Genomic DNA, 22,277 nt, shown 5'->3' with positions numbered 1-22,277 from the left:
CGCGTCGACGTTCACTCTAGCGGGAGGGCTCCCATCTCTCGGTGCGCTCCCCAACAGAATCGGAGGCTTGCCCCGTACGCCAGTGTATGGTGGCGAGGCGCCAGTGCAACGTGACCGGGGCCTGTAGCACAGGCCACTTGCACCGGCAATTTGCGTTCCGTGCCCGCCATCACATAGCCGCGCAACGCATGCTTGTCACCTTGACTATATTGAGCCAGTGGAGGCGTGCAGTCAGCGCTCGCGTGCGTGGCCGAAAACCAGGCCAAGGCGCAGGCGCAGGCGCAGGCGCGGGATGCGGCCTCTGCCTGCAATGTTCACACCTTCCCCGGGCATTCCTCCATGCGGCGACGCGGTGCCCACCTCCATCGCCTGAGGCCGGATTTCAACGGCAGGATGAACCATCATGAAGCGCATCTTTGACGTCTGCCTGGCCTCGCTGGGTCTCCTGGTGCTTGCCGTTCCGCTGCTGCTCCTGGCTTGCGCGATCCGGCTGAAGCTGGGCAAGCCGGTCTTCTTCCGGCAAGTGCGGCCAGGGCTTCACGGCGAGCCATTCGAGCTCCTCAAGTTCCGCACCATGACTGACGCCCGCGGCGAGGATGGCGAGCTGCTGTCTGATCCCGAACGGCTGACGAAATTCGGCGCATTCCTGCGCGCCACGAGCCTTGACGAGCTGCCGGAGCTCTGGAACGTCCTCAAGGGCGACATGAGCCTGGTGGGCCCGCGTCCGCTGTTGGTGGAATACCTGCCGCTCTACTCGGCCGAGCAGGCGCGCCGGCATGACGTTCGTCCTGGCATCACGGGGCTGGCGCAGATCAGCGGACGCAACGCCATCAGCTGGGAGGAGAAATTCAGGCTGGACGTATGGTACGTCGACCACGTATCGGTGTGGCTGGACGTGGTGATCCTGTGGAAGACGGTCATCAAAGTGCTGGCACGCGACGGTATCAGCGCCGCGGGAGAATTCTCCGCCCCCCGGTTCCGGGGCAGCAAGCGCAGCATGCCGGATGTCGATGTCGCCTGACATCGCGGTAACGGGGGCGACATGCCTGGAGGCGCAAGAGAGATCGGCGATTCCATGAGCAGGGCCGACGGTGCATAAGCCCTGGTGCAAATGCTGCTTGCCTGCTGGCCTACCGCAGCTTACCGGAGCTTACCGGGACTCTTCCGAGCGTCCCTGCGTCAAGTCCCGGTAATCTTATATCACTGGTCGCGAATGCGGCGTGAGGTAATCTGGTGAGTCCCGGTAGTGATGAACTGCCGGTCTTTGGCGTTGGCCGAAACGCCGGTGTGTGAGTCCACCACGCATTCCGCACCGATTCTTATGCCGGGGTAGAGCGTCGCACGTGTGCCGAGGAAGCACCCCGGTCCGACCGCGGTGTTGCCATTGAGCACGGCGTGCGGCGAAAGCACCGAGCACGCGCCCACGCAAGCACCGTGGCCAATCCCCGAGAAGACATTGGCAACCACGCCGTCTTCCACCACCGCGCCCCGGCTGACGACGGTGAAAGGAAAGATCAGGGCCCCGATGCCCAAACGGGAGGAAGGCGAGATCAGGGCTTTGTCATGCACGTACAGCGGGACCGTGATCCCGTTCTGCAAGAGCCACGACAGTACCTCCTGACGCGCTTGCGGGGAGCCGATCGCGACCAGCACTGCCTGTCCCGGTGCGGGGCGGAACTGGCGAACTGACCCCAGATTGGGCGCATCGACCCCATCGGGAACCTTGCCTGGCGTGTCGTCAAGGAAGCCAGCCACGGTTGGCCCGCCGCGCAATGCCTCTTCGTACAGATAATCATAGAGCTCTATCCCAAGGCCGCCGGCGCCGGCGATCACTACGGAAGAGACGGCAGGCGCATTAAGAAGTGGCATGGCTGGTTGAACGCCGAAGAAACGAAACTGAGGCCGACGGTGGCTGAAAGGCAACGGTGGCGCCCGTACCGGCCGCCACCGTTTATCTAAGCCTGCTTGGTCGGTGCATTGCCGTACTCGGCGAGATAGCGATACTTGCCGAAGTAATTGTGGGCCCGATACCAGCGTCCCTCGATCACGAGCCCGTTGAACAGCACGCCCTTGACCTCTGCGCCAGCCTGGCGGATGGTTCGCTGCGCCGCGACCAGCTCGCCGGCGGTGGTCTTCTCGGCGCGCGCCACGAGGAATACGGCGCCTGCCTTGCCGGCCAGGATGCCGGCGTCAGCGGCCGCGAGCACTGGCGGCGTATCGATCAGCACGAGGTCATAGCGCGATTTGAGTTGCGCCAGCAGAGAATCCATGCCCGGGCTCAGCAGCAGATCCGCCGTGTGCGGAGGCTTGGTGCCGGTCGAGATGAAATCCAGGCCGGGCGCCACCTGCCGCTGTATGACGTGCTCCAGCGGCGCACCCATCAGCAGCTCAGTCAGGCCGGGACCCCGCTTGGCCTCGAAGAGGCCATGCAAGCCGCCGCGGCGCAGGTCGGCATCGATGAGCACCACACGGTGCCCGGCTGCGGCAATCGCGGCGAAGTTGGCGCAGATGAAGGACTTGCCGACGCCTGGCGCGGGGCCGCTGATCACCACCGTCCGGCTGTTGTTGCCTGCAAGGGCGAACCGCAACGCGGTGCGGAAGCTGCGCAGACTCTCCATGGCGGGGTCGTCCGGCTTTTGGAGCGCCAGTAGCCCGCCTCCGGATGGTAGCAGCGACTGCTGCCTGCTGAAGGGGATGGTCGAGTAGACGGTCATGCCTGTCTGCCGCTCGATTTCATCCGCATCGGCGATGCCGCCATCGAGAGCGTGGCGCACAAAGATCACCAGAAGGCCGGCAAACAAGCCCATGGCCAATGACATTCCGGCAATCATCACCCGGTTAGGGCGCACTGGCTTGAGCGGTACATCTGCCGGGTCGACCATCCGCGCGGTGCCCACCTTGCTCGCCTTGATTAGCCTGAGCTGTTGGGCATCGTTTAGCAGCGACTGGAGCGACTCGGTGCTGACCTTGACGTCGCGCATCAGGCGCAGCACGTTCTGCTCTACATCCGGCAGCTTCTGGATGCGCCCGGATACGCCATTCAACTGAGCGTTCAGGCCGGCAATCTGATTATCGATCAGTGCAATGGCCGGGTGGTTTGCAGTAAAGCGCGCAGCCAGTTCCTGCCGCCTCTGCTGCAATTCCTGCAGCCTGGTCTGGATTTGCACCGATTGTCCCAGGATCAGCTTGGACTCTTCGCTGAGATCGATCGTGCCGCGCTGATTGCGCATCGCGTTGTAACGGGTCTCGGCCGCGTCGACCTGCTGCCTGAGCACCGGTAGCTGTTGCTCGAGAAAGGCCAGCGACTTTTCCGCTTCCGCAGCTTTGCGGCGGATGTTCTGGTCGACATAGGCGTTGCCGATCTCGTTGAGGACCGCTGCCGTCATGCTCGCCGAGATGCCTTCCAGCGACACGCCAAGCACGCCGCTTTGCTTGCCACGCTCGCCGATCATCAGCCGCTCCTGCAGCCGCGTGATGGCCGCGCTGCGAGGCAGTCGACGGAGCACGAACTGGCTGCCGGGGCGCCCATCGAGCTGGCTGACCAGCATGGTGACCGTGCCGGTGGCGGTGGTGATTGCCAACGGCGTTCCAACTGTGCCCGTAGCCTCGGCATTGTCGCTGGCGAACCGCACCCGATACTGGTTGTCACCCAGCGCTGTCAGCATGATCTTGCGCTCCTCCATCGGCGCAGGCACGTCGAGCTGGGGCACGGTGATCGACTCATGTCCCCAGGCAAAGCCGCCCCATCCAAACAGCCCCGGGCGCGACAGCTCCGGGTTGAAATTGGAGATGGCCGGACCAATCAGGGGGAAATAGCGCGGCGCGGCCTCGATATACAGGCGCAGGTTGTCGACCGCCTTGCCGACCACCATTCGTGAACGCAGGAGTTCGATCTCGGCAGAAGCGGCGGGCTTGACGTCAAACACCGGCGAGACGCCGGCCGCGAGCCTGTTGGAGGCATTGCCGCTCAATTCCTCCACCTGCACCGTCATGTCGGCGCGGTAGATCGGCTTGGCAACAAGGGCATAGACAAGGCCTACGCCGATGACCAGCCCGGCTACGGACAGGAAGGTCCGGCGATAGCGAACCAGCAAATCGAGATAGGCGGTCAGATCCACTGCTGTGCCGCAATCGTCCGCACCAGCGGGGACATTGTCCCGCGTACTGACCGTTTTCATGATGCCTCTCCTTGACCATCGGCCGGTACGACTTCCTCCAGCCGCATAGACCATGATGCGATGCCCTGCTTGATCAGTTCCAGCACGATAACGAACATGCCCGGCGAACATCCGTATGGATATGGCCTGCCACCGCCACGAGCGCTTCATCGGCAGCGCAGGCGCGATGACCGGCGAGATCGTATCCCTCGCTCGCACGCAACCTGACAGCGCTCGGGTCGGCGGGTGCACCAACTGGCGGGGCGAGCCCGGCAGAAACCACATCGCATGCGGGCAGGACACGGCTCAGCAGGCAAGCCGCCATCGGGCTGCGGCAGACGTTGCCGACGCAAATGACCAGGATTGAGCGAACCATCTCTCGCGTCCCGTTATCGCAGTGCGCTTGTGGCACTGAACACCGGCTGCGTACTCGGTATCAGCTGGTTGATCACGCGACTCCAGCGGACGACCTGGCGTGCGTCCACATACACCACGTCCTTCGGTTCCAACTCGAAACCCTCGGCGATGGCCAGCGCTGCTGGCGAATTGCCGTCCAGGTGGAATATATTGGGTTCGCCATCGGCCGCCTTGCGGATCACGTAGATCTGCTCCGCATTGGCCGAACTCGGATTGACCCCACCGGCATCGCCAAGCGCCTCGTTCAGTGTCATCCGCCCATTGCGCATCAGCAGGGAGGCCGGGCGCACCACTTCGCCGGTGACGAAGATCTTGTTGTCCTCGCGCTGTTCCACGCGGACAATATCGCCGGAGCGCAGCATGATGCGGGCCGGATCGACACCCTTGGCCAACAGCGCGGGGATGTTGACATACCAACTGCGCTCGCCGCGGGTAACACGAATGCGGCTGTTGTCACCGGTCAGGTTCAGCACACCGCCGGCGCGGTTGAGCGCTTCCACCAGCGTCATCGGCGCATCGTCGATGGCCTGCATGCCAGGCGTCTTGACCTCGCCGTCGACATAGACGCGCTGGCTGCGGAAGCCGAGCACGCGAACCGTCATCTGCGGATCCCTGACCACTCGCGACAGCACGCGCGCCATCTGGTTGCGAACATCGTTTGCCGTTCTGCCGGCCACCTTCATGACGCCGGCGTAGGGGAACTGAATATCGCCCTGCGCGCTGACCACATAGCCAGGCACGTTGGAGCCACCGGTCGACGTGGGGGGCTCAAAGGCGGCTCCGATGCTGTAGGTCTGGGTGGGAAAGACCAGTTCCGGATGGTCCCACACCACGACCGAGATGATGTCGCCAGGGCCGATCCGATAAGGCTGCGGAGTCGCGAACAGTTCCTCGACCCGCTCGTTGTCCGTACGAGCCTTACTGCGTTGAGCTTTCACCAGATCGAGGGTGATCGGTGTCACCTTGGGTACGACATCGGGCCCGATTGCACTCACTACCGCCTTGTTGTCGAAGTACATGCCCGGCGACGCGGCGCAAGCCGCGAGCAGACCTGTAGCAATAACTATCGCCAGACTGGAAAGGACATTATGGCGATCGGTAGCGAAGGTCCGGGAATGAATGCGCCAATTGACTGGTCTCACGGCGATCTCCTTGCTGATAGCAGTGGACATCGCACCGTATATGCCATGCCCCCCGACGATTGCATCGTAGGAGGGGCTGCTCCCCGATTCGGTGCGTTGTCGCACACTGAATGCGACGTCTGCGAAGCCCGCTGCTAGATGGTCGCAAGCACATCATGCCTGCGCGCGCTGCGGCTTTTTTGGCTATTACGCAGGCCGAAGTCTCCGGTGACCTTCCAGATGCCGGGGCACGGGGGATGCAAAGCTGCCGCAGCATCAAGATAGGCGGTCAGGCCAATCGGCTTGGCATAGGCACCCTGACCGTTGGACACGGCTTCGCGTGTACCGGCTGTCTTCATGATGCGTCTCCATCGGTGTGTGCGGATGTTGCAGCCTCAATCTGTGCCGACCACGTCTCGATGCCTTGCTTGATCAGCCCCAGTACGATGTTGAACATACTGAGGGAGCCGCCGTACGGATCCGGCACATCCGCAGGCACAAATTCGCAAAGGCGGTATGTCTTTCCCCGGGCTTGCGGAAAGAGCAACTCCAGTTCCGTGCGCTGTTCGTTGTCCATCACCAGGACCAGCTCGGCAGCTGCCACCATGATCGCGTCGACGGCGCGCGCGCGATGGCTGGCGAGATCACAGCCCTCATCTGCCAGCAGCCTGATCGCACGCGGATCGGCATTCGCGCCAATCGGAGGCGCGAGTCCTGCCGAGGCGATCTCGCAGCCCGGCAAGGCGCGCCGGAGCAGGCACGCTGCCATCGGGCTGCGGCAAACGTTGCCGACGCAGATGACAAGGATGGACCTGATCATGCTGTCGCGCCTGTCAGACAACACTGATGGTACTGAACATGGGCTGGGTGACGGGGAGCGGCAGGTTGATCATGTGGCCCCACCGTACCATGTCAGTCACGTCTGGCACAGCGTCGGGTCCGATTGCCGCAACTTTTGTCTTCAACCCGGAATACGTGCCTGGCGACGCGGCGCGTGCGGCCAGCACCAATACAGAGCCAAGCAAGACGAAGCATGATGTGATGGCATGGCAGAGCCATCCTAGTCCCACCCCACCTGAGTCCTTCCCGGCCGGGATCGGTCTCATAGCAGTCTCCTTTATGGATACGAGCGGACATGGTGCCCCATGCATGTCTCAGCTATTGCATCGTAGGGAGGCACAAGCAATTACTCGGTGCGCTCTCGCACACTGGTCGGGTTCGCCGCCATGGGTGGAAAGCGGGCAGGCTGCATTTGGGCGTCTGATCGGAGGACTCATCCCTGAGGATGAGAGCGCAGTGGGCGAGGCACCGTCCATGCGCTTTTCCTCGGGCGCGCAGCATCGCATTCAGCCTTTAGAACGACAGCCATAGCGCGGCGTCGTTGCCAGACCCCAGCGGTCGGCTGCGGCCGAGTTTGGCAGCTTCGTCTCAAGTTGTGCTGCCGGCCAATTGTCCTTGCTGCCCGGCCCGGGAATGTGCGGGCGGCAACGGTGCTGAAGAAGAACCCTGGGCCAGTATTTCCCCAATCCACTGAAACAGCCCGAGCTGCGCAATGTATCCACAGATTTCCGATTCGCCCGGTCCGATTGAAGGCGCGGCGCGCCCGCTATCCATCCGGTCTTCTGTACGCCAAGGCACGAAGCCCCGCGCACAGAGCGCTGCCCGCCCCGGATAATCCTTCAAAAGTCCGCTCTTCCATGCCGGCCCCGTCAGGCTCACTCACCCAGGAGATCACGGCCATGGACCTCAGTAATGCACAAATCGCCATCATAGGCCTGGGTTACGTCGGCCTGCCGCTCGCGGTGGAGTTCGGCAAGCAGCGGCCCGTCGTGGGCTTCGACATCAATGCCGCGCGCATCGATGAGCTGCGCAGCGGCCGGGATGCCACGCTGGAGGTCAGCCCGGATGACCTGCGCAGCGCACGCCACCTGAGTTACAGCAGCGACCCCGCGGCCCTGAGGGACTGCAAGGTCTTTGTCGTTACCGTACCCACGCCGGTGGACAAGGCCAAGCGTCCGGACCTGACACCGCTGATCCTGGCGAGCGAGACAGTGGGCCGCGCAATGGCGCCAGGCGCCGTAGTGATCTACGAATCGACCGTCTACCCAGGCGCCACCGAGGAGATCTGCGTGCCGGTGCTGGAACGGCATAGCGGCCTGAAATTCAACGCGGACTTCTTCTGCGGATACAGCCCGGAACGCATCAACCCGGGCGACAGGGAGCACCGGCTGCCGGATATCCGTAAGGTTACCAGCGGCAGTACGTCCGAGGTCAGCGAGGCCATCGACGAGCTCTACCGGAAGATCATTGTGGCCGGCACGCACCGCGCGAGCAGCATTCGTGTGGCCGAGGCCGCGAAGGTCATCGAGAACACCCAGCGGGACGTGAACATTGCGCTGATGAACGAACTCAGCCTGCTCTTCCATAAATTGGGAATCGACACGCTCGAAGTGCTGAGGGCTGCCGGCACGAAGTGGAACTTCCTGCCATTCCGCCCGGGCCTGGTTGGCGGGCACTGCATCGGCGTCGATCCCTACTATCTCACGCATAAGGCGCAGGAGGTCGGCTATCACCCGCAGGTGATCCTGGCCGGAAGGCGCATCAACGACAAGATGGCCTTCCACGTTGCCGACGAGGTGGTGAAGCTCATGTTGCGTCGGGGTATTCCCGTGCTCGGCAGCCGCATCCTCGTGCTTGGCCTGACCTTCAAGGAGAACTGTCCGGACGTGCGCAATACCAAGGCCGTGGACATCGTGACGACGCTGCGGGGCTACAACGCCGAGATCGACGTCTATGACCCCTGGATCAACGTCGAGGAAGCCGAGGAGGAATATGGCCTGGCGTGCCTGCGCGAGCCTCCGCGGTGCGATCAGTACGACGCGATCGTGCTGGCCGTGCCCCATCACCAGTTCGTCACCATGGGCGTGAGAGCAATCAAGGCCTTCGGCAAGCCCCATGCGGTGCTGTTCGACGTGAAAGGAATCTTGCCGAGGAGCGAAGTTGACGCACGCCTGTAGGAATGCCCGGAAAGCAGCCGGAACCGGCACGGCACAAGAGCAAGCCATGGAAGCCAACAGCTACGCGCCTCTCAAGGTCCGCCTGGCCGCTACGCCATGCACGTGGCTTGTCACCGGCGTCGCCGGATTCATCGGCAGCAATCTGCTGGAAACATTGTTGCGGCTAGACCAGCGCGTTGTAGGCCTGGACAACTTCTCCACTGGCCATCGCCGCAATCTCTGCGAGGTCGAGGCGCTGGTGTCGCCCAGGCAGTGGGCCAATTTCCAGTTCATCGAAGGGGATATCCGCAACTTCGAGCATTGCCGCAGCGCCATGGTATTTCGCGAGCCCCAGGCCAAGGGAGCCGCCGCCGACGTGTATCCGGTGGATTTCGTGCTGCATCAGGCGGCTCTCGGCTCCGTGCCCCGCAGCCTGGAAGACCCCATCTCGACTCACAGTGTCAACATCAGCGGCTTCCTGAACATGCTGGTCGCCGCCCGCGACGCCCAGGTCAAAACCTTCGTCTATGCGGCAAGCAGCAGCACCTACGGCGACCACCCGGGCCTGCCGAAGGTGGAAGAAAACATTGGCAAGCCCTTGAGCCCATATGCGGTCACCAAGTACGCGAACGAGCTGTACGCAGACGTCTTCGCCCGCTGCTACGGCGTGCATGCCGTCGGACTGCGCTACTTCAATGTGTTCGGACCGCGCCAGGACCCCAACGGCGCCTATGCGGCCGTGATCCCGAGATGGATCGCGGCGCTGTTGCGACGTGAAACTGTCTACATCAATGGCGACGGGGAAACGAGCCGCGACTTCTGCTACGTCGCGAACGCCGTGCAGGCCAACCTGCTGGCCGCCGCCAGCGAAAGCCAGGAGGGCGACAGCCAGGTCTACAACATCGCCGTCGGCGACCGCACCACGCTGAGCACGCTGTTCCAGCTTCTTCGCGATGGGCTCGGCCCCTACGGCATCGCCGCCGACACCGAACCGGTCCATCGCGCCTTCCGGGCGGGCGATGTGCGCCACAGCCAGGCGGACATCGGCAAGGCGAAACGGCTGCTGGGATACCGGCCCACTCACCGCATTCGCGACGGCTTGGCCGAGGCGATGCATTGGTATGTGCAGATGCATCAGGCGCTGGACGTCTGATCGTAACCGGAAGATAGGGGAAGACAACGATGTGCGGATTCGCAGGATTTCTTGGCGGCTTGCCTGCCGCTCCGCCCGACCGTGCGGCCATGCTGTCCGAGATGGCACGCCGGATCCGCCACCGTGGGCCGGACCACGGCGATCTCTGGTGCGATCCGCACGCGCCGTTCGGCTTCGCGCACCGGCGCCTGGCGATTGTCGATCTCACCCCCGCCGGCCAGCAGCCGATGATGGCGGCCAGTGGCCGATACGTCATTGTGTTCAACGGCGAGATCTACAACCATCTCGAAATCCGCGCCGAGCTCGAAGGCGTCGGCGCCGCGCCTCAGTGGCGAGGGCATTCGGACACGGAGACGCTGCTCGCCAGTATCGATGCCTGGGGCGCCGATGCCACCGTCCGGCGCGCCATAGGGATGTTCGCCTTTGCATTGTGGGACCGGCAGACGCGCACGCTGACGCTGGCGCGCGACCGGATCGGAGAAAAGCCGCTCTACTACGGCTGGCAAGGGGCAGGCAGAGGCCGTACCTTTCTCTTCGGGTCGGAACTCAAGGCACTGCGCCCGCATCCGGCATTCGAGGGCCGCATCGACCGCGACGCGTTGAGCCTGTACATGCGCTACAACAACGTGAGCGGTGCCCATTCTATCTACCACGGCATTGCCAAACTGCCACCGGCGCACCTGTTGACCGTCTCCATGCAGGCGCCCGATCCTGTGCCGCGCGCCTACTGGTCTGGCGCCGCGGCGGCGCTGAATGGCAAGCAAGACCCCTTCTCAGGTGACCCCGAACAAGCGGTGGACAGGCTGGAGGCGCTGTTGCGCGAGGCGGTGCGCCGCCAGATGATGTCGGACGTGCCACTGGGCGCCTTTCTTTCCGGCGGCGTCGACTCCTCGACCGTAGTGGCGCTGATGCAGTCCCAGTCGTCCCAGCCGATCCGCACATTCTCCATCGGCTTCCATGACTCGGACTACAACGAAGCCGCGCACGCGAAGGCCGTCGCCCGGCATCTGGGCACGAGCCATACCGAGCTGTACGTCACGCCGGAGCATGCGATGGCGGTCATCCCGGAGCTGCCCGAAATCTACGACGAGCCGTTCTCCGACTCCTCGCAGATCCCGACGCTGCTTGTCAGCGAACTGGCCAGGCAGCACGTTAAGGTGTCGCTCTCGGGCGACGCGGGCGATGAGTTGTTCGGCGGGTATAACCGCTACCAGATCACGGCCGAACTGTGGCATCGACTTGCTCACATTCCCCGCCCAGTGCGCGCCGCAGCGGCATGGGGGCTGACCCGCCTCTCTCCGCGCCGGATCAATCAGATCGCAGCATCGCTTCCCATGGCTTCGCGCTGGGCCAACGTGGGCGAAAAGGTCCACAAAGGTGCCGGCGTCATGGCCGCGCGCTCTGCAAACGAGCTCTACCTTGGCATGGTTTCCCAGTGGCAATTCCCGAAGGCAATCGTCGTGGGTGGGGCGGAGCTGGCCTCTGTGCTGGACAGCGCCATGGGTTCGCTCGAGACGCTGAGCGACGTAGAACGCATGATGGCGTCCGATATGCTGACCTATCTGCCCGACGACATCCTCACCAAAGTCGACCGCGCGGCTATGGCGCGAAGCCTGGAGACGCGCGTGCCGTTCCTCGATCACCACGTGGTCGAGTTTGCCTGGCGCCTGCCCCTGGCTTACAAGATCCGCCGGGAAGGCGTCGGCTACACCACCAAGTGGGCGCTCAGACGCGTGCTTGACCGCTACGTGCCCAGTGAACTGATCGAGCGGCCGAAGATGGGTTTTGGCGTCCCGATCGACGCCTGGTTGCGAGGGCCGCTGCGTGACTGGGCTGAGGATCTTCTTGACGCGCAGCGCTTGCGACGCGAGGGCTATCTGAATCCGGAACCAATTCGCAGGCGGTGGGCAGAACATCTTTCCGGGCAGCGCAATTGGCAGCATCCGCTGTGGTGTGTGCTCATGTTCCAGGCTTGGTTAGCACACGAAACCGCACAGCAGACTTCCCCCGAACAGGCCTGCCGGGTTGAATTCAATTGGAGGCCGGCATGCGCTTTCTGATGATCGCGAGCTTTGCCGAGTCGCTGATCGCGTTTCGCGGCCCGCTCATGGAGGCATTGCAGGAAAAGGGACTGGAGATGCATGTCGCCGCGCCGGACATGCCGGTGGGACACTCCATCCGCACCGCGCTGGAGTCGCGCGGCGTGGTCGTGCATCACGTTCCCCTCGAACGTAACGGCAAGAACCCGCTGGCCGACGCGCGCACGCTGCTCGCTTTGCATCGCCTGATGCGGCGGGTCAGGCCTGACTGCGTAATGTGCTATACGATCAAGCCCGTCATCTACGGCATGCTGGCGGCCTGGCTGGCCCGTGTGCCACGCCGCTTCGCGTTGATCACGGGGCTGGGCTACGCCTTTGGCGAGGACAGGGGCAGGAACGGCCTGCGTGCCGTGGTGCAGCGGCTGTATGCGCTGGCACTCAGCCGGACAGATACCACCTTTTTCCAGAATCCGGATGACGAGGCGCTGTTCCGCCGGTCCGAGATCCTGCCACCCGACAGGCGTTCGTGTATCGTCAACGGCTCCGGCGTCGACGTCGCCAGCTTCCAAGTCGCGCCCTTGCCGGACGACAGCCCCCGCTTCCTGCTGATCGCCCGCCTGCTGGGCGACAAAGGCGTGCGCGAGTATGCCGAGGCGGCTCGGCGCATCCGGGCGCGGGGCGCCAGAGCGCGCTTCAGCCTGGTCGGCTGGATCGACAACGGCCCCGACGCCATCGCGCAGCAGGAACTTGACGCATGGGTGGCCGATGGAACCATCGACTACCTCGGTCGCCTGTCCGACGTCCGCCCGGCTATTGCTGGCTGCAACATCTACGTGCTGCCTTCCTACGGAGAGGGCACACCGCGTTCCGTGCTCGAAGCCATGGCGATGGGGCGCCCCATCATCACCACCGATGCACCGGGCTGCCGCGAGACGGTGGTTGATGGAGACAACGGCCTGCTGGTGCCGGTCAGGTCAGTCGGCGCGCTGGAGCAGGCCATGATGCAGCTGATAGAGGACTGGGAAAAGGTCGTAAACATGGGCCAGCGCTCGCGCCAGATCGCCGAAAGCAAGTACGACGTGCGCAAGGTCAACGCGGCGATGCTGCGCGAGATGGGGTTCGAGTAGGCGCCGGCAGACGCAGGGCGCGTGGAGCATCGCTTGCCCGGATCGCACATCCATGGATTGGGCCTTGAGTCGTCCGGCCTGACGTGCAGAGGATCATGAGGTCCGCTGCCCGTGACGTCGTTGCCGGAAATCTGGATACCCACAGGGTGGAGCCCGTCTAACCATGAGCGAACCGAGGCGCAGTTTCCTGGCGGGGCTAGCCGTCTTCCCTTTCGTATCCGGCCGGAGTGTCAGGTTTGAGTTTGGATGTCATCGTGTTGATGTTGCGGCCTGCGAGAACATGGTCGCCATTTTCGGGGCTATCTTTTGCACGCAGTAGAGGTTTTCGACGAGCCCGCGTCCAGCTCTCCCCATGGTGTCTCGAAGCTCGGCGCTAGTGAGCAATAGCGACAGTCTCGAGATCCAGTCCGCCTCGCCCCGCGCCAGAAAGCCATTAAAGGTATCCCGCACAATCTCCTGGTTGACCCCTATTGGCGAGGCGATCACTGGCAGGCCGCATGCCATGTACTGGATCAGCTTGTACCCGCATTTGCCTCGTTCCCATGGAGAATCGACGAGCGGCATGATACCGACGTCGCAATCCGCAATGGAGGCAGCCTCCGTGTCTTCGGTCCAGGGGATGCATTCCACGTCCACGCCCGGGGCGCTGAACTGGCTGCCTATCACGCGCAGGGTGAATTCATGGTGGTCGGCCAGGGAAGCTAGGGCTGATTTCAGAACACCCAGGTACTTGACAGTGGAGGGCGAGCCGATCCAGACAATACGCAAAGGCGTGGCAGGATTCTCGCTCAGTCGACGCTGGACGGTGTAGCGGCCCAGTTCGACGACTGTCGGGACAATCTCGACCCAACTCGCGCCTGCGCGCCTTGCGCGCTCCGCCAGGTACTCGTTCCCGGCGATGACCAGGCGGGCGCCCGACATCAGGGTGTCCAAACGACGACCGTACAAGGATCGCACCAGTGCGGAACGATGGAGATCATAGACATGGAACTGCGCGTCATCGTAGTCCAGAATATATGGCACCCCCTTCAACAGGCCACTTTCCAGCCAGACCGGGAACCAAGGGAGCGCCTCTTTCTCGATCCAGATGAGGTCAAAGTCTCGCCGCCTGACCAGCGCGAGCAAACGTCGCGCATAGGACTGAAGCAGCGACGTGATGACGTAACCGGCACGGCTGTAGCGCTGTCTGAGAACCGCATCAGATAGCAGCGGCTGCACCGTCACCGACAGGCCGGCGCGTTCCAGCCATGGCAGAAATTGCAGGCCGCGCAGACGAGACGATGCGCCAAGCCGTCCGTACCTTGTAAGCACCAGGATGCGAGGTCCTTTCATTGCCGATTCCCCTTGGCAGGGAACTGCCGGTTCACGAGATGGGCCACGGGAAGGATGTAAATCCATTGGAAGGTGACAGCTTCGATATAGCGTCCGGCGTTATCCGTCTTCAACGCCGGTTCGTGGGTCAGGGCACATCGCCACGACTCACGGCACTTGCCGGTTTGAGCTCATCCGGACTGTCGCCAAGCAGGCCACGTGCCGTGATTTTCCGGATCGTCGCGTGTAACGGCTCGCGGGCCTCTTCCGCTGATTTCGGCCTTCGTTCGCCAGAGCGGGTTGCATCCAGCGAGCTGTAGGGAGCGTATTCCGGCACGATCAACTGCACCGCCGTCTGGATCGCGATTTCGTCGCGCATTTCGCAGGCGGCGAATAGCCGGTCCAGCCTGCTGTGCAGATCGGCCTCTTCCAAGCATGGCTCATGCGAGCACATGATGCGTTCGTGCACACTGGGCGTGACGTCACCGCCGATCAGCAGTTCCTCGTAGAGCTTTTCGCCCGGTCGCAGCCCGACGAACTTGATCTCAATGTCGCCACTTGGATTCTTGCGTGTACGCTCGACCAGCCCGGACATCTCGATCATCGTGCGCGCCAGATCAACAATGCGTACCGGCTTGCCCATGTCCAGCACGAAAACCTCACCGCCCTTGGCGATGGCGCCGGCCTGGATGACGAGCTGGGCCGCCTCCGGGATCAGCATGAAGAAGCGGATCACATCCGGATGCGTGATCGTGATGGGCCCGCCCTCGCGGATCTGCTTGCGGAACAGCGGTACCACGGAGCCGGATGAGCCCAGCACATTGCCGAAGCGAACCATCGAGAAGGTAGTGCGCGTGCTCGGGCGCGCGGCCGCGGCCTGGAACACGAGCTCGGCAATGCGCTTGCTGGCCCCCATCACGTTGGTGGGCCGTACAGCCTTGTCGGTGGACACCAGCACGCAGGTTTGCACGCCGAAATGGTCCGAAAGATTGGCGACTGTGCACGACCCTAGCACGTTGTTGCGTATGCCTTCCGGCATGTTCGCTTCCACCAGCGGCACATGCTTGTAGGCCGCGGCGTGGTAGATCGTGTCCACACGCTGGCCGCGCAGCGCGGCGGAGACTGCCGTGGCATCGCAGACGGAGCCGATCCGTGCGGTGATCTCCAACTCGGGGTAACGCAGCCTGAGTTCTTGCTCGATCGCGTAGAGCGCGTACTCCGAGTGTTCGAACAGGATCAGGCGCTGGGGATCCTGGGTCGCGATCTGGCGGCACAGCTCCTTGCCGATGGACCCGCCTGCGCCGGTGACCATGACCGTCTTGCGATGGATGCATTTGGCGAACAGTTCTTCGCGAGGTCGGACACTGTCGCGGCCCAGCAGGTCCTCGATGCTGACGTCGCGGATGGACTGCACGCTGATTTTTCGATCTACCAGTTCCAACAGGCTGGGCAGCGTGCGCACGCTGACTGAATAGCGGTGCAGTCTGTCGATAATCTGCCGGCGGCGCTCGACAGACAGTGATGGCACCGCCAGTACGACCTCATGGATGCCGTGCTGCTGAATCTGCTCGCGCATTTGGTTGCTGTGATAGACCGGCAGGTCGGCGAAGATATTGCGGTTGAGCGTAATATCGTCGTCGAAGAAGCATACCGCCTTGTGGCCAACGCTTGATCGCATGGCAATGGCTAACTGGAATCCTGCTTCGCCAGCACCGAAGATGCCAACACGCAACGCCGAGCGATCGCGCTGAGCCTGGCGATTTTTTTCTTGGGAGAACGTCAGCAACGAGCGTGCGACGAAGCGTGACGTCACAAGATAGGCAAATGCAATGAACCAGTAGATGAGCAGACCGCTACGAGGCAGCCGGTCGAGATGCACAAGGAACGAGAGTGCATAGGTGAGTCCGACCAGGCAGGCCAGGCTGATGCCGGTGGTCCAGAGAACCTTCAGATCAAAATATCTGATCACAGTCCGATACAGCCCGCTCAGCGAGAAGACGGGGATCGTACATGCGGCAATGATGAGCGGCGGCGCCATGCCGTACTGCACCAGCAGTTCGGGATTGCCCGCGCGCAGGAACAACGCCAGCGCGAAGCACAGGGGCAACGCCAGCAGGTCCGCCGACAACATGAGTGCCACCTTATGGCGTCTTGGTAGCGCTATAAGCCACTGCGACAGGAGATTTTTCATTTGCCAAGGCCTCACGTCATCACAGCTGAGGTCCGGCTGCGACCAGACCATGACCCAGGTGCGCCCAATGGCGGGACACACAACAGCGGTTTCGCGGCGTTCTCCATTGTTTTGAGTTTTCTTAGGGAAAGGCTGTGGCGGCAACCGGCATCTTGCTGCCGGCATTGACGCCCGACTTGCCTTTAATGCCGTCCGGGCGACGGAATGCCTTCGACACTGGTGCAGATGGAAGCCATTATGGGTTTTGCCCGGCGACGCGTAATGTCGCAAGGTGCGTTCGCGTACGAAAGTGCATAAGTCCGGGAGAGCGCACATGAGTCTCAACTGTGCGAACTAGTCCATCTGGCCGGCTTCACGCCCGAGGTCAGGTCTGATTAGATAAACGCAGCTTCCATGAGCAAAGCGGGCGGCATCGTGCAACGAGTCCCCCATATGTTTGTTCGGCTTTGTGGCGGATGCCATGGAGCCTGCGACGCCCGTGCCGACTTCGATTGCTGAGGTGGATGACCATGTTAGACAGCGGTTTTTCTCCCTGGCCGAGCTTTACTACCGAGGAGGCAGCCGCCGTGCAGCGGGTACTGCTTTCGAACCGGGTGAACTATTGGACCGGCGCCGAATGCAGGGCGTTCGAGAAGGAGTTTGCCGAGTGGACCGGCTCGTCCTACGCGGTCGCGCTGGCAAACGGTACGCTCGCGCTGGACCTTGCCCTCAAGGCGCTGGACGTCGGCCCCGGGGATGAGGTGGTGGTCACGCCGCGGACATTCATCGCCAGCATTTCGTGCGTGGTCAATGCCGGTGCGATTCCGGTGTTTGCCGATGTCGATGCCGATAGCGGCAATCTGACGGCGAATACCATTGCGCGCGTGCTGACGCCAAGAACGCGTGCGATCATCTGCGTGCATCTCGCGGGCTATCCGTGCGACATGGACCCGATCATGGAACTGGCGCGATCGAGAGGGTTGAAGGTCATCGAAGATTGTGCGCAGGCGCATGGGGCTCGTTATCGCGGGCGTGCTGTTGGCACAGTCGGACATGTCGGTGCCTGGTCTTTCTGTCAGGACAAGATCATGACCACCGGCGGCGAAGGTGGCATGGTGACCACCAACGACGAGGCGCTTTGGTCGCGCATGTGGTCTTACAAGGATCACGGAAAGAGCTGGGAGGCCGTGTACCAGCGCCCCCATCCGCCTGGATTCCGTTGGCTGCACGAGTCTTTCGGCACCAACTGGCGCATGCTGGAGCTGCAGGCCACGATCGGCCGCCTGCAGCTCAGGCGCATGGAGCATTGGACTCGCCAGCGCACTGCCAACGCGATGGCGCTGATCCAGGCGCTCGCTTGCTGTCCTGCGTTGCACGTGCCGCTGCCACCTGCCGACTGCCAGCACGCCTGGTACAAGCTTTACGCCTACGTCCGGCCGCATGCGCTGAACGCTGGCTGGGACCGCGACCGCATCATGGCCGAAATCAACGCCGGCGGCGTGCCCTGCTACGCGGGAACGTGCTCAGAGGTCTACTTGGAGAAGGCCTTCGAGGATACCGGCTGGCGCCCGGCTGAGCGGCTGTCTGTGGCGCGCATGCTGGGTGCGACCAGCCTGATGTTTCTGGTGCACCCGACCCTGACCGCGGCCGAGATCGAGAAGACTGGCGCGATGGCGTGTGCTGTGATGCGGTCTGCCACGCGAGCGGTTGCATGATCGGATGGATATGTCATAGCCGCGCCGGCCGGCGGCGGGGGCAACGATGAGTCCCTGGATGCCACTAATCCTGCTTGGGGACAGCAGGTTGGTTTTGCCGCTGGCGGCCGCTATTGCGCTATGGCTGACCGGCGCTGGGCAATGGCGCCACGCCTTGCGTTGGCTGGTCTGGTTCGGATCGGGGGCGGCCCTGGTTGCCGCGGACAAGCTCGCGTTCGCGTCCAGTGGCTGGTCCTGGCCCGCGATTGACTTGTACGTTGTCAGCGGCCATGCCATGCTGACAACAGCGACCTACCCGGTATTGCTGATGTTGATGGGCGCGCGAATCAGCGTACGTGGGGCGCGCTGTGGGTGGTTGGCGGGGCTTGGGATGTCGGCCCTGATGTGCGTCGTGCTGGTGGCGGGACACTACCATACCATTGCGGAGACCCTGACAGGTGCCGTCATCGGGCTGGCAATTTGCACGTTCAATGCCGGTATGCCGACGCGCCTGCAAAGCAGGTGCACTCCGATAATGTTGGCATTGCTATTTTTTTTGGCCTGTGCGGCCGCGATTCCGGCCGGGCGCAAGACAGCCAGGCACGCTGTCCAGTTGCTCGGTACGGAGCGGCAGGGCATATCACTGCAGTACTTGCGGCACATTCATGTGAACCCTGATACGGGAAAGACCGTAGTGACCGTCTTGCGGTGCTGGGGGTAATGCGACGTGACGGTCGACCAAAATAATGACTCTTTGGGAAGACCTGGTGCATGCCAATCTGTTTAGATCGGATGATGCCGAATGGCGCGATCTTCTGAAGCGTTGCTGGCACGACTGCCACCAAAAGCCGGGCTGGCTGCGAGCCGCTGAGCATGCTGATGGCGGGATTGCACTGGCGGTGCATGTGAGTGATGGCAAACACGAGTTGCTGGTGCCGATCTTGCGTCGTGAGCTCGGTGCAGGCATCTGGGATGCAACGTCGCCCTATGGCTATGCCGGCCCTGTTGTTACCGGGGCGGCGCGGGATGGCTTTGCCGACGAGGCCATGCAGGCTGCAGTTTCATTCCTGCGCGAGCAAGGCTGCGTGTCATGGTTTATCCGGCTGCATCCGATCCTCAACGCGGACTGGCGGAGCAGACTTGGCCTGGTGGTAGTGCACGGTCCAACGGTTTCGATCGATCTCTGCAAAACGCCGGAGGAACACTGGCGCGAAACCCAGTCTCGTCATAGGCGCGGCATCGACCGTGCTCGGCGCGCCGGTGTCACCGTACGGCTGGACACGAAATTCGAGAGCATTCCGTGTTTTGTCGATGTCTACAACCGCGCCATGGACAGGCTTGGTGCATCGAGTTACTACTATTTCGGGCAGTCCTACTATGAGGCCCTGATCGAGCAACTCGGCGACGAGTTGCTACTGTTCGTCGCCGAGGAAGAAGGGCGCATCATCGGTGGCGCGACGTTCACAGTGGCACCACAGGCTGGCATTATGCAATATCACCTGTCCGCGGCCGAAGACAAATTCCGCCACCGTCAGCCGGCCAAGCTGATTATCCACACGGCCCGAGAATGGGGGCGCCAGAATGGTTACAAGCGCCTTCATTTGGGTGGAGGCCTGGGCTCGCAGCAGGATTCGCTGTTCGAGTTCAAGGCCGGCTTTTCAGCTGATACCCATGTGTTTCGCACCCAACGGGTGGTGGTCGATCCGCAACGGTATGTGGCGCTGGCGGGCAATACGGCATCGGTACTGGACGACCTGAGTGGCTTCTTCCCCGCCTACCGGAGCGATGCGCAGAGGCCCACCCGCCCGCCTGCTGACCAGCCTGACACGAAGGCTCGTCTCTAGGGGCAGCTTCGGTTCGGCGTTGCCAATGCCTTCGCCGCATGGAGTGAAAAGCCACCATGATGCGGACATACGTTGTTCACCACGGTTCGCAGAAACGGGTACGCGATAGCGCTATTCGCGCGGCACAGGCGTGCGCAGGCCAGCAGCGGGCCCAGTTCCCAAGCGCTCATCGGCATAACGGTTGCGCAGCAGCCACCACAGGTAGCTCGCTGTAGCGTAGAAGAGGCGGATTCCGTGCGGACCTGCTGCGCGCAGATTGCGCCCAAGGTCATGAGGAAGCGCCATCAGCAGGAACAGGGCTTTGGACGGACGTTGCCTGCCGTGGCCATTGCGACGGCACGCCACAAACAGGCGAGAGGCTTCACTGGCGGGGCAAGACCGGCCTCCAGACAGCGACGGCAAGCGTTGGTTGACAGCAGTCGCGACCATCTCGATGCGGTAGCCGTGTTCCTGTACTGCGCAGCCAGACAGTTCGAGCTCGTCATATCCTCCGGCCAATTGCTCGTCAAACACCACACTCGCGAACAGTTCCCGCGGGAACACGGCGCTGCGCAGCAGCACTGTGCACAACCGCTCGCCATGGCGATAGTTCTGCGTCGGATACCCGAGGAAGGCCGGCTTGCGTGGATCGCAGCGCTGCCCCTGGCAGAGTTCGGCCCCGGTCAGGATGAGCGGCGTCGCACAGCCGGCGGTGGCCCGGCGGATATGGTCGTCGGCAATACACTCGGCCATCTGCTGCAGAAAGGTCGCACCCAGCAGCGTCTGATCATCCAGGAACAGCACATGCGAGCCGGTGGCCGCGCACAGAGCGCGGTTGCGGTTGGCCGCCGGGGTACGGCGCGGGCCTTCCAGGTAGGTGATGTCCGGATAGTCCCGGCGCATCATCTCGCGCGTGTCGTAGCCGCTGCTGTCGTCGGTGACGATGAGCTGGTGCGGCGGCATGGTGGAATCAGCGACCGATTGCAGCGTGTGCCGCAGCTGCTCGGGATGGTCGCACGTGTAGATGCACACCGAAACGGTGGGCAGGAACGAGCTTGCCGGCATGGTGACCCCTCCAATGTTCGGCAGATGGCAGACACCTGCGCCGGCCCGTCTGGTGCGGGCGCGGCGCAAGGTCCTGAACTACAGCACCGGGCTGGCGGCCTGGAACGCGGCTTCGCCGGTGCGGGACGCAACCACAGGGCGCGCGGTGCTGCCGCGCGTGAAGCGTTCATCGCCGCTGACCCACTCGAGCGTCGCGCCACGTTGCAGCGCGGCATAGACGGCCTCGCCCTTGTTGCGTACCTTCAGGCGCTGGTACAGCGTGCAGGCGTGACTCTTGACCGTTGCCACCGAGATATTGAGCATGCGGCTGACGGTCTTGATCGGGTAGCCGCGTGCCAGCAGCACCAGCACCTCGTACTGGCGCGGCGTGATCTTCAGCATTTCGGCTTCGTCGTAGCTGGGCTCTTCCTCGACCAGCGGCGCTGCATTGGTGGCAGCCGGGGCCGACAGCGGCTGCCCCGGCCGCAGGCCGGTGAGGTCGCGCACCGCCACGGTGGTGCGTGCGGCACCGGGCGTGCCGGCGCATGCCACCAGCGACAGTTGCTCGCCTGTGAGCGCGTGCGCAGGGTTCAGCGGAAGCGGCGCGGCCGAGGCCAGCGACTGCACGGCCGGCATGGCCGAACGCGACGCCGACGGCATCGAGCCGGTTTCGGCCGAGAACAGCAGCCCCTGCACGCCTGACACCGCCAGCCGGATGGCCGCCTCGATCACCGCCAGCGAAGCGGATTTCGGCAGGCAGCCGCAGACGCCGCGGGCGCTGTCCGCGTTGGGCACATGCAATGGCAAGATGTCTGCCAGGATCAGGATGCGTTGCGGCGACAGTGCTTCGCGGGCCTGTTCGAGCTGCGGCCAGCCAGACCCCACATCGGCGGGCATGCCGAATACCAGCAGGTCTGCGTTGTGGTGCCGGGTGTCCAGCCTGGCGATGTCCGCGGGCGCAATGGCGGCAACCTGGGCAGACTCCTGGATGTTCTCGAGCATCTGCAACAGCCCGAGCCGGAGCAGTGGATGCTCCTCGATCAGCAACGCGTTCATTGACTTCACTCCCCGTTACTCGGGGGCGGAATGCGGGGCGCTTTGCGTATGGAGGGCATTGCAGGACAGCAGTCACCTGCGGCGACTGGCTGCTTGTCTGACCCCCATGCTTCCATGCTCCGGCAGTCCCGTTCTTCTGGATGGAACTTGTCGGTGGCTGGAAGGTTGA

Annotated in this window: 18 protein-coding genes; 8 read left to right on the top strand and 10 right to left on the bottom strand. The window is 63.2% G+C overall.

From position 1 onward, the window contains the following. The first annotated feature begins 403 nt into the window (after nucleotides 1–403). Nucleotides 404–1,021: a sugar transferase gene (locus AC3WON_RS18035; protein WP_492319366.1), complete on the top strand. Its 618-nt coding sequence runs from the start codon at nucleotides 404–406 to the stop codon at nucleotides 1,019–1,021. A gap of 179 nt (nucleotides 1,022–1,200) precedes the next feature. Here AC3WON_RS18035 and AC3WON_RS18030 read toward each other — a convergent pair whose 3' ends face one another. From AC3WON_RS18030 to AC3WON_RS18005, 6 genes are all read right to left on the bottom strand, one after another. After that, nucleotides 1,201–1,869 (bottom strand): acetyltransferase, encoded by a 669-nt coding sequence (locus AC3WON_RS18030; protein WP_492319365.1) that lies wholly within the window; start codon nucleotides 1,867–1,869, stop codon nucleotides 1,201–1,203. A gap of 86 nt (nucleotides 1,870–1,955) precedes the next feature. Then, the gene (locus AC3WON_RS18025) at nucleotides 1,956–4,178 is read right to left on the bottom strand and encodes a polysaccharide biosynthesis tyrosine autokinase (protein WP_492319364.1); all 2,223 of its coding nucleotides are present in this window, start codon (nucleotides 4,176–4,178) and stop codon (nucleotides 1,956–1,958) included. Between the two features lie 73 nt (nucleotides 4,179–4,251). After that, entirely contained in the window at nucleotides 4,252–4,482 is a 231-nt protein-coding gene (locus tag AC3WON_RS18020) for a hypothetical protein (RefSeq protein ID WP_492319451.1), read from the bottom strand. A 64-nt stretch (nucleotides 4,483–4,546) separates the two neighbouring features. Beyond that, entirely contained in the window at nucleotides 4,547–5,758 is a 1,212-nt protein-coding gene (locus tag AC3WON_RS18015; RefSeq protein ID WP_492319450.1) for a polysaccharide biosynthesis/export family protein, read from the bottom strand. Nucleotides 5,759–5,850: 92 nt separating this feature from the next. Continuing rightward, nucleotides 5,851–6,054: a hypothetical protein gene (locus AC3WON_RS18010; protein ID WP_492352408.1), complete on the bottom strand. Its 204-nt coding sequence runs from the start codon at nucleotides 6,052–6,054 to the stop codon at nucleotides 5,851–5,853. After that, complete coding sequence (locus AC3WON_RS18005) at nucleotides 6,051–6,515, bottom strand: low molecular weight protein-tyrosine-phosphatase (RefSeq protein WP_492319362.1); 465 nt, start codon at nucleotides 6,513–6,515, stop codon at nucleotides 6,051–6,053. The genes AC3WON_RS18010 and AC3WON_RS18005 overlap by 4 nt, the downstream gene beginning before the upstream one ends. A 919-nt stretch (nucleotides 6,516–7,434) precedes the next feature. Here AC3WON_RS18005 and tviB point away from each other — a divergent pair. The 4 genes from tviB to AC3WON_RS17985 are packed head-to-tail and all read left to right on the top strand — an operon-like array spanning nucleotide 7,435 to nucleotide 13,010. Then, nucleotides 7,435–8,712, top strand: coding sequence for a Vi polysaccharide biosynthesis UDP-N-acetylglucosamine C-6 dehydrogenase TviB (gene tviB / locus AC3WON_RS18000; RefSeq protein WP_492319361.1), 1,278 nt, complete (start codon nucleotides 7,435–7,437; stop codon nucleotides 8,710–8,712). Between the two features lie 46 nt (nucleotides 8,713–8,758). Next, nucleotides 8,759–9,844, top strand: coding sequence for an NAD-dependent epimerase/dehydratase family protein (locus AC3WON_RS17995; RefSeq protein WP_492352407.1), 1,086 nt, complete (start codon nucleotides 8,759–8,761; stop codon nucleotides 9,842–9,844). 29 nt (nucleotides 9,845–9,873) lie between these two features. Further along, complete coding sequence (gene asnB, locus AC3WON_RS17990; protein WP_492352406.1) at nucleotides 9,874–11,904, top strand: asparagine synthase (glutamine-hydrolyzing); 2,031 nt, start codon at nucleotides 9,874–9,876, stop codon at nucleotides 11,902–11,904. Then, on the top strand, nucleotides 11,892–13,010 hold the full coding sequence (locus AC3WON_RS17985) for a glycosyltransferase family 4 protein (RefSeq protein ID WP_492319358.1): 1,119 nt from the start codon (nucleotides 11,892–11,894) through the stop codon (nucleotides 13,008–13,010). The genes asnB and AC3WON_RS17985 overlap by 13 nt, the downstream gene beginning before the upstream one ends. A 249-nt stretch (nucleotides 13,011–13,259) precedes the next feature. Here AC3WON_RS17985 and AC3WON_RS17980 read toward each other — a convergent pair whose 3' ends face one another. Next, a complete protein-coding gene (locus AC3WON_RS17980; RefSeq protein ID WP_492319357.1) occupies nucleotides 13,260–14,342 on the bottom strand; it encodes a glycosyltransferase family 4 protein in 1,083 nt (360 codons plus the stop codon). A gap of 127 nt (nucleotides 14,343–14,469) precedes the next feature. Then, nucleotides 14,470–16,512, bottom strand: a complete 2,043-nt coding sequence (locus AC3WON_RS17975) for a polysaccharide biosynthesis protein (protein ID WP_492319356.1) — start codon at nucleotides 16,510–16,512, stop codon at nucleotides 14,470–14,472. A 509-nt stretch (nucleotides 16,513–17,021) separates the two neighbouring features. On the opposite strand from AC3WON_RS17975, the gene AC3WON_RS17970 reads away from it, so the two are divergent. Genes AC3WON_RS17970 through AC3WON_RS17960 form a run of 3 tightly spaced genes read left to right on the top strand, consistent with a single transcriptional unit; the run spans nucleotide 17,022 to nucleotide 20,029 of the window. Further along, entirely contained in the window at nucleotides 17,022–18,206 is a 1,185-nt protein-coding gene (locus AC3WON_RS17970; RefSeq protein WP_492319449.1) for a DegT/DnrJ/EryC1/StrS family aminotransferase, read from the top strand. Between the two features lie 58 nt (nucleotides 18,207–18,264). Continuing rightward, nucleotides 18,265–18,906: a hypothetical protein gene (locus AC3WON_RS17965; protein ID WP_492352405.1), complete on the top strand. Its 642-nt coding sequence runs from the start codon at nucleotides 18,265–18,267 to the stop codon at nucleotides 18,904–18,906. 25 nt (nucleotides 18,907–18,931) lie between these two features. Continuing rightward, nucleotides 18,932–20,029 carry a lipid II:glycine glycyltransferase FemX gene (locus tag AC3WON_RS17960; protein ID WP_492319354.1) on the top strand — a complete coding sequence of 366 codons (1,098 nt, stop codon included), beginning with the start codon at nucleotides 18,932–18,934 and terminating at the stop codon, nucleotides 20,027–20,029. A gap of 111 nt (nucleotides 20,030–20,140) precedes the next feature. Here the strand turns inward: AC3WON_RS17960 and AC3WON_RS17955 are convergent, their stop codons facing one another. Both AC3WON_RS17955 and AC3WON_RS17950 read right to left on the bottom strand, forming a co-directional pair. After that, a complete protein-coding gene (locus tag AC3WON_RS17955; RefSeq protein ID WP_492319353.1) occupies nucleotides 20,141–21,073 on the bottom strand; it encodes a glycosyltransferase family 2 protein in 933 nt (310 codons plus the stop codon). Nucleotides 21,074–21,151: 78 nt separating this feature from the next. Then, entirely contained in the window at nucleotides 21,152–22,108 is a 957-nt protein-coding gene (locus AC3WON_RS17950) for a response regulator transcription factor (protein ID WP_492319352.1), read from the bottom strand. Nucleotides 22,109–22,277 lie beyond the last annotated feature (169 nt).

This window comes from Cupriavidus sp. FW305-46 (assembly GCF_058787075.1).
The sequence above is the reverse complement of the archived record's forward strand: the minus strand, read 5'-3'. Positions and strand labels throughout refer to the sequence as shown.